Origin of the sequence: Bradyrhizobium sp. Leo170, from assembly GCF_004296405.1 — a bacterium.
In the GTDB taxonomy this organism is placed as follows: domain Bacteria; phylum Pseudomonadota; class Alphaproteobacteria; order Rhizobiales; family Xanthobacteraceae; genus Bradyrhizobium.
In genome coordinates this window covers 1-3,093 of sequence record NZ_PSRR01000560.1, presented here as the reverse complement: position 1 = coordinate 3,093, position 3,093 = coordinate 1, and the positions used below count along the sequence as shown (strand labels likewise).

The window sequence follows — 3,093 nt, the reverse complement described above, 5'->3', positions numbered from 1 at the left end:
CAACTCGATCGTGGTCCGCGGCCGCGACCAGGTGATGCTCAAGGTCACCGTCGCCGAGGTCGCGCGCTCCATCATCAAGCAGCTCGGCATCGATCTCACCGCCAACCTGAACTACGGCACGGCGGTGGTGAATTTCAGCAACGCCAATCCCTTCACCGCCTATGGCCGTCCGCTGGTCGGCTCTAACACGGCCACCGCCTCGTTCGGTGCCACCCCCTCGGTTTCGGCAACGCTGCGCGCAATGGAAAGCGCGGGCGTGGTGCGGACGCTGGCCGAGCCGAATCTGACCGCCATTTCCGGCGAATCCGCAACCTTCATCGCGGGCGGCGAATTCCCAATTCCAGCGGGCTACTCCTGCGACCCCACAACCCATGTCTGTACGACGCAGATCCAGTTCAAGAAATTCGGCATCTCGCTGAACTTCACGCCGATCGTGCTGACCGAAGGCCGCATCAGCCTGCGGGTGATGACCGAAGTGTCCGAGCTGTCGAACGACAATTCGATCACGATCGCGCAGGCGGTCAGCGCCGGACAGGTGAACTCGCTGACCATTCCCTCGATCAAGACCCGCCGCGCCGAAACGACCCTGGAAATCCCCTCCGGCGGCGCAATGGCGATGGCCGGCCTGATCCAGGAGCAGACCAAGCAGGCGATCAACGGCTTTCCGGGCCTTGCCCAACTGCCAGTCCTCGGCACGCTGTTCCGCAGCCGCGACTTCGTCAACAACCAGACCGAGCTGATGGTGCTGGTGACCCCCTATGTGGTGCGCGCGGTGGCGCAGAAGGACCTGTCGCGGCCGGACGATGGTTTTGCCAATGCATCCGACCCGCAAGCCGACTTCCTCGGCAGCATCAATCGCATCTATGGCGTACCGGGCCGCACCGAGCCGGGGCGAAATTACCGTGGCACTTACGGCTTCATTACCGACTGAGGCGGGACGATGACACCCAAGCTGACATCCAAACGATCCGCCGATCGCAACCGCACCCTCGCTCGCCTCGGGGCACTGATCGGCATTGCGGTGGCGCTCGGCGCCTGTCGGCACACGGAAGATTCGCCGCTGGCGAGCTTTCCCGACGATTATCGCCTGCGCCATCCGATCGCAGTCCAGGAAACCGACCGCTCCATCGTGGTGTTCGTCGGCAGCGGCCGCGGCGGCCTTACCGCTGAACAGCGCGCCGACGTGATGGGACTGGCGCAGACCTGGCTGCGCGAAGGCACCGGCGCGATCAGCATCGACACGCCGCTCGGAACGCGGAATGCGCGCGCCGCCGCCGATTCCCTGCGCGAGATCCAGGCGACATTCGCCGCCGCCGGCGTGCCGCCGCGCGCGGTCGCCGTGCGCCAGTATCGTCCCGAGGATCCGCGCCATTTCGCGGCGATCCGTATCAACTATGCGCGGATCTCGGCGGTGGCCGGCCCATGCGGCACCTGGCCGGAGGACCTCGGGCCGTCGATCAACAACAAGAGCTATTTCGACAACAAGCCCTATTACAATTTCGGCTGCGCCAGCCAGCGCAACCTCGCCTCGATGGTCGACAATCCGAGCGATCTGGTGCAACCGCGCGCGGAAACGCCGCCTTACACCGAGCGGCGTGACGTGGCCTTCGAAAAGTACCGCAAGGGCGTGGCGACAACGACGACCTATCCCGAGGCCGACGCGGCCAAACTGAGCAATCTCGGCAAATGATCAGTTACGCGCGCCAGAACTCCGACGCCCAGCCTGACGTCCCGTCGCAGGTGGAGGAGCATATTGCCCCGGCGCCGCGGGTGTCGGTGCAGGCGTTCTGCGATACGGTGGAGACCGCCGCCGCGGTGCAGTCAGCCGGCGAGGACCGCAGGCTCGCCAAGGCGCATCTGAAGATCCAGATGGGCGGCATGGCCGCCGCCATCGAGGCCTATCGCTCGGCGCCGACGCCAAACGTCATCATCCTGGAAACCGGGACCAATAGCGACATCCTCGCCGGTCTCGACCAACTCGCCGCGGTCTGCGACGCCGGCACGCGCGTGATCGTGATCGGCCGCCTCAACGATGTCGCGCTCTATCGCGAGTTGGTGCGCCGCGGCGTCAGCGACTACATGATCGCGCCTGTTGTCACCATCGACGTGGTGCGCTCGGTCTGCAACCTGTTCTCGGCGCCCGAGGCCAAGGCGGTCGGGCGCATCCTTGCCGTGGTCGGCGCCAAGGGTGGTGTCGGCGCGTCCACCGTGGCGCACAACGTCGCCTGGGCGATCGCGCGCGACCTGGCGCTGGATTCCGTCGTCGCCGATCTCGATCTCGCCTTCGGCACGGCCGGCCTCGACTACAACCAGGATCCGCCGCAGGGGATCGCCGAGGCCGTGTTCTCGCCCGACCGTGTCGACACCGCCTTCATCGACCGGCTGCTGTCGAAATGCACCGATCACTTGAGCCTGCTCGCGGCGCCGGCCACGCTCGACCGCGTCTACGATTTCGGCGCCGAGGCGTTCGATGCGATCTTCGACACGCTTCGTACGACCATGCCCTGCACCGTGCTCGACGTCCCGCACCAATGGTCGGGCTGGACCAAGCGGGCGCTGATCGCCGCCGACGACATCCTGGTGGTCGCAGTCCCCGACCTTGCCAACCTGCGCAACACCAAGAACCTGGTCGACCTCTTGAAGGCCTCGCGGCCGAACGACCGCGCGCCGATCTATTGCCTCAACCAGGTCGGCGTGCCGAAGCGCCCCGAGATCAACGCCGCCGAATTCGCCAAGGCAATCGAGGCCGAGCCGATCGCGACGATTCCGTTCGATCCGCAGATCTTCGGCTCGGCCGCCAATAACGGCCAGATGATCGCGGAGATCTCCGCCAATCATCGCACCATCGAGATGTTCCTGCAGATCGCGCAGCGGCTGACCGGCCGCGGCGAGACCAAGAAAACCAAAGGGTCGTTCCTGTCGCCCTTGCTGGAGAAGCTGCGGGCGAAATAGCCGGTCTGGAGTAGAGTCGTGTTTGGCAAGCGTAGCGCAAATGACAGTGAAGTGCGGGCACTGAGGCCCGCCGTTCACGCGCCGGAACCTTCGGCCGCAGCCGCGCCGGCGCGCGAGATGGCTCCTCCGACCATGCCTTCG

3 protein-coding genes are annotated in these 3,093 nt (G+C 65.8%); all 3 read left to right on the top strand.

Going from position 1 to position 3,093, the window contains the following annotated elements; all coding sequences use genetic code 11:
* Positions 1-931, top strand: a 931-nt coding sequence (locus CWO89_RS42375; protein ID WP_130584146.1) for a type II and III secretion system protein family protein, incomplete at its 5' end; no start/stop codon positions are given.
* Positions 932-940: 9 nt separating this feature from the next.
* Complete coding sequence (locus CWO89_RS42370; RefSeq protein WP_130584145.1) at positions 941-1,690, top strand: CpaD family pilus assembly protein; 750 nt, start codon at positions 941-943, stop codon at positions 1,688-1,690.
* Positions 1,687-2,952: a CpaE/TadZ family protein gene (locus CWO89_RS42365; protein ID WP_130584144.1), complete on the top strand. Its 1,266-nt coding sequence runs from the start codon at positions 1,687-1,689 to the stop codon at positions 2,950-2,952. Before CWO89_RS42370 ends, CWO89_RS42365 begins: the two co-directional genes overlap by 4 nt.
* Positions 2,953-3,093: the final 141 nt, after the last annotated feature.

What these genes read in the sequence shown, in the direction of transcription:
- CWO89_RS42370 (WP_130584145.1), top strand. Translation starts at nt 941, where the DNA reads ATGACACCCAAGCTGACATCCAAACGATCCGCCGATCGCAACCGCACC.
- CWO89_RS42365 (WP_130584144.1), top strand. Translation starts at nt 1,687, where the DNA reads ATGATCAGTTACGCGCGCCAGAACTCCGACGCCCAGCCTGACGTCCCG.